Source organism: Desulfonatronospira sp. (assembly GCA_003563255.1).
GTDB lineage: Bacteria > Desulfobacterota > Desulfovibrionia > Desulfovibrionales > Desulfonatronovibrionaceae > Desulfonatronospira.
In genome coordinates this window covers 1-4,120 of the sequence record PWSL01000202.1, presented here as the reverse complement: position 1 = coordinate 4,120, position 4,120 = coordinate 1, and the positions used below count along the sequence as shown (strand labels likewise).

The 4,120-nt window shown below is 51.9% G+C and carries 4 protein-coding genes; 1 reads left to right on the top strand and 3 read right to left on the bottom strand.

Annotation, left to right across the window (positions count from 1 at the left end; all coding sequences use genetic code 11):
• The first annotated feature begins 246 nt into the window (after positions 1 to 246).
• A complete protein-coding gene (locus QZP87_RS05975; RefSeq protein WP_291322011.1) occupies positions 247 to 1,032 on the top strand; it encodes a lysophospholipid acyltransferase family protein in 786 nt (261 codons plus the stop codon).
• Between the two features lie 20 nt (positions 1,033 to 1,052).
• Here QZP87_RS05975 and QZP87_RS05970 read toward each other — a convergent pair whose 3' ends face one another.
• Genes QZP87_RS05970 through infA form a run of 3 tightly spaced genes read right to left on the bottom strand, consistent with a single transcriptional unit; the run spans position 1,053 to position 3,407 of the window.
• Positions 1,053 to 2,285: a peptidase U32 family protein gene (locus QZP87_RS05970; RefSeq protein ID WP_291322010.1), complete on the bottom strand. Its 1,233-nt coding sequence runs from the start codon at positions 2,283 to 2,285 to the stop codon at positions 1,053 to 1,055.
• Positions 2,276 to 3,133, bottom strand: a complete 858-nt coding sequence (locus QZP87_RS05965; protein WP_291322009.1) for a PHP domain-containing protein — start codon at positions 3,131 to 3,133, stop codon at positions 2,276 to 2,278. Before QZP87_RS05965 ends, QZP87_RS05970 begins: the two co-directional genes overlap by 10 nt.
• 55 nt (positions 3,134 to 3,188) lie before the next feature.
• Entirely contained in the window at positions 3,189 to 3,407 is a 219-nt protein-coding gene (gene infA / locus QZP87_RS05960; RefSeq protein WP_291322008.1) for a translation initiation factor IF-1, read from the bottom strand.
• Between the last annotated feature and the right edge of the window lie 713 nt (positions 3,408 to 4,120).

Below are 4,120 nucleotides of genomic sequence, written 5' to 3'. Positions count from 1 at the left end.
ATTGGGGACAGGCACTTTTGCCGTTTGATAACTTGCAATTGAACAAAATAACAGGCGGCAAAAGAGCCAGTCCCCGGAGGTCAATATATAAGTTTCGCTGTAGTGCTAATGGCTGTAGCTTGTTCATCAGAAAAATAAGTGCGGGACTGTCCCAATTGGATAAGAGCACATCTTTATCTTGGGTTGCAGGCCAGGCCCGCATTAACAGTTTCGCTATAGTGCTGATAACAGGTCGTATGAATAATTATGAAATGGATCAGATGGACCTTCAGAGTTTTCACTTCTCTTAGCCTGGCAGGGGTCTATGCCGTACTTTCCTGCAGCATCTGGGTGCTTTTTAGAAACCCCCTGTCCAGACTTAACTGGTACTCCAGGAATGCCAATTATTTAACGCCTCTTATGCTCAAACTGATGGGAGTAAATGTACACTTAAGGGACCATACCAAGGGTCAGGGCATTACCCCCGGGACACTGGTGGTGGCCAACCATCTTTCCTACAAGGATATTTTCATACTGTCTTCCCTCAGGCCCATGCTTTTCATCTCATCCGTGGAACTCTCCAGGACTTTTTTTCTAGGCCGTATGGCCAGGTTCGGCGGCACTGTGTTTGTGGAAAGACGCAGCCCGGCCCAGCTGCATCGTGAAATAAAAAGCATCTCGGATCTTTTGAAGCAGGACTTTGTTGTGACACTGTTTCCAGAAGCCGGGACATCCGACGGGGAGGGCCTGCTGCCCTTCAAGTCGGCCCTTTTTCAGGCTGCCATAGAGGCCGGCACCAGGGTCCAGCCTGTCTGCATCCGCTACACCCAACTGGATGGAAGGCCTGTGACACAAAAGCAGCGCCGTCGGGTGGTCTGGCACCGAACCCTTTTTATAATGCACATTTTGAAGCTTTTCTTCCATTGCCGGATCCAGGCCGAGGTGGATATATTCAGTCCTTTGCCTGCGAAGCCGAATTCCCGGAAAGAACTAGTGCGCCATTCCTTTGAGCTCATCCGGGACTGTTACCGGCAAGCACTTCAAAAAGACTGATTTTCGAGGAAAAACCACCACTACAGTGAACGAAGCAAAAGATTCTCCTGAATTCGCCCGTCCGGCGTGCTCAAGACAGCCTGTTGTCCGGAATGCACTTTCTGCAAGGACTCCCGGCCGACTCCCTCCAGGCGGTACATGTCCCTTTGCAGCAAAGGTCTTTGGAGTCCCGGCAACACAAGTTCCACATCCATATCCCGTGACCAGGTGGATTTGACCTGTACCAGCCAGTCTTTGGAACCCACCTTCTCTTCTACCCTGGCCAGGACCTTGTTTGGGCTGCAATCTGTTTCAGGTGCACTGAAAATCTTGCCAGCCGGCAGAAAAAAGCCCGACCCCAGAGGTCTGCTGCTTACTGCAGCCAGTTCTTTCAGGTACAGCCCTGGCCTTTTATCGCCCCGATGGAAGTCATCCAGGGCGGTGCGGTATACGTCGGTGACTATTCCCAGGTAGGAGACGCTTTTCATCCGGCCTTCAATTTTCAAGGCTGAAAGCCCCTGACGCGAGAGCCAGCCCAAGAATCTTACCAGACAGAGATCCTGAGAGCTGAAAATCCTGGAATAACCTTCTTCTTCCCATAATTCCCAGGTAATCTCCCCCGGCCTGGTCCTTTCTTCCAGGGCCATGGCCACTCCCCGGTAGTCAAAGCGGCAGGGATGGGTGCAAAGCCCCTGATTGGCGGACCTCGCGTTCAGGTGGGCGCTCAAAAGACAGTGCCCGGACACGGCCATGCACATAGCTCCGTGCACGAACATTTCCAGTTCCGGAAGACCGGGCTCCCGGCAAAAATCCCGGATATCCAAAAGGCTGAGCTCCCTTGCCAGGTTGACCCGGACCACACCCTGCTCCCGCCAGAATCGGGCTGCCAGGGCATTGTAGGTCCCAGCCTGTGTGCTCAGATGCACAGGTATGTCTGGGATATACCTGTGAATCAGGCTGATCATGCCCGGGTCTGCTGCTATGATCCCGTCCAGTTCCATTCCTTTCAGTTCCTGAAGGTATTTTTGGGCCTGCCTGAGGCTGGACTGCATCAGCAGGGCATTGAGGCAGAAGTAAACCTTTGCCCCATAGCTTCGGGCCAGCTGAACCGCCAGAGGCAATTCCTTCATTTCAAAACCTTTGGACTTGGATCTGAGATTAAGAAAGGTGCCTCCAAGGTAAACCGCGTCTGCGCCGTAAAAAAGTACGGTATGCAGGCGCTGCATGTCCCCGGCCGGACAAAGCAGTTCAGGAACTCCGGATTTTAGACCCAAAGCCCCTGCTCCACCCTCTTATCCTTGAGGGCCTGCAGAAGATTGTAGGGAAGATCAAGATTGCCCTTGCCGGAACCAAGCTCGATTTCCGGCTTGACAGAGCCGTGAAAATCCGTGCCTCCGGTGGGCAAAAGGTCCAGTTTCCGGCACAGGGAGGAATACAGGGCGGTCTGCTCCTGGGTATGTTCGGAATAAAACACTTCCACTCCGTCCAGGCCGAGGTCCTTGAAGCGCACAAGCTCCCTTCGAAGCTCTTGTGCTTCCATCTGCAGGGAAAAGGGATGAGCCAGCACCACCAGGGCGTCTTCATCCTTTAGCACGGCAATTGCCTTTTCCGGATTGAATTTTTCCTTGGGCACATAAGCCTTGCCCCCGTAACCAAGATAGACATCAAAACACTCCTGGACAGAAGCAACTACGCCCTTTTCCATGAGCACCCTGGAAATATGCGGTCTGCCGATGGCGGCATCTCCGGCCAGGGCCTGGACTTCCCCGTAAGTGATCTGGATGCCCTGTTTCTGAAGCTTGTGAATGATAACCTCGTTTCGCATGTTTCTCTTGTCTCGAAGTTCCTGCAGGGCGGTGTTCAGGGCCGGGGCATCAGGGCTGAGCCATAGCCCCAGGATATGCATGAGTCCGGGATATTCAACGCTCAACTCGCATCCGGGCACCACCTCCAGGCCCAGGTTTACTCCGGCCTGCAGGGCTTGTGTAAGCCCTTTGGTGGTATCGTGGTCTGTAAGCGCCAGGGCCTTAAGCCCTTTTCTTAGAGCAAGTTCCACAAGCTGAGCAGGAGTAAGTGTCCCGTCTGAAGCGGTGGAATGGGTATGCAGATCGATTTCTGACATAATGAAAATCTAAAGCGGGAGGGGAAAGCAGATTTGAAGCAATGAGGCGTGCCGGCTACTTGAAGCGGTAAGTGATCCGGCCGCGGGTCAGATCGTATGGCGAAAGCTCAACCTTGACCCGATCTCCGGGAAGGATACGAATATAAAATTTGCGCATCTTTCCTGATATATGCCCCAGGACCTCATGTCCGTTGTCAAGCTTTATCTTGAACATTGCATTGGGCAGAGCCTCTTCCACCACGCCTTCGACTTCGATTGCTTCCTCTTTGGCCATACATTCTCCTTTTGTGAATTAATCTTCTTTCATTACGGCCACACATCTCTAATGTCAAGTTTTTTGTCGCAGCGACTTACTCCTCAATCCCTGGAGCAAAAAAATGTTATTCAATTAATATACTCGTAACCCTTCAGGGGGGCAGATACCGGCCAGGGGACAGTCCCCGCGACACCTTTTCTGCACAAAAGGAAAGCAGGGGACAGGCACTCCGGGACCCACTTGAGCATCATTTTGTGCTTAAAATATCTCATTATTTGGGACAAGTGGGTCCCGGAAGAGCCAGTCCCCATGCCACATGCAAAGCGCTAAACAGATACCAGAGGCCAAATTTTGTGAACCTGCACAATCTTACATAACTGGGACAGTCCCCCTGGCCTTTTGCCAATAGTCACCACCGAGGACCCCCTGAATAGTTACTCAGGATCCATATATCAATGCTTGCCTTGCAATGCTCTTTGTATTATTTTTTAGTGGCTTACTCCTGAAACCCTGTCACAAAAAACAATAACCACGCGAAGCGCGTGGCAGGCCTTAGACAGGATTAACAGGATTGACAGATTACCTTTTGGCCTGGCTTCCGCCTGTCCCGTTTAATTGCTCGCAGAGCAAGCCCGAAGGGCATTAAACTGGGAGCCAGGACAAAAATGATTTTCTCTTCATCAATCTCTTAATCTATGCCTGCCACGCGTCTTTGGCGTGGTTAATCCTGT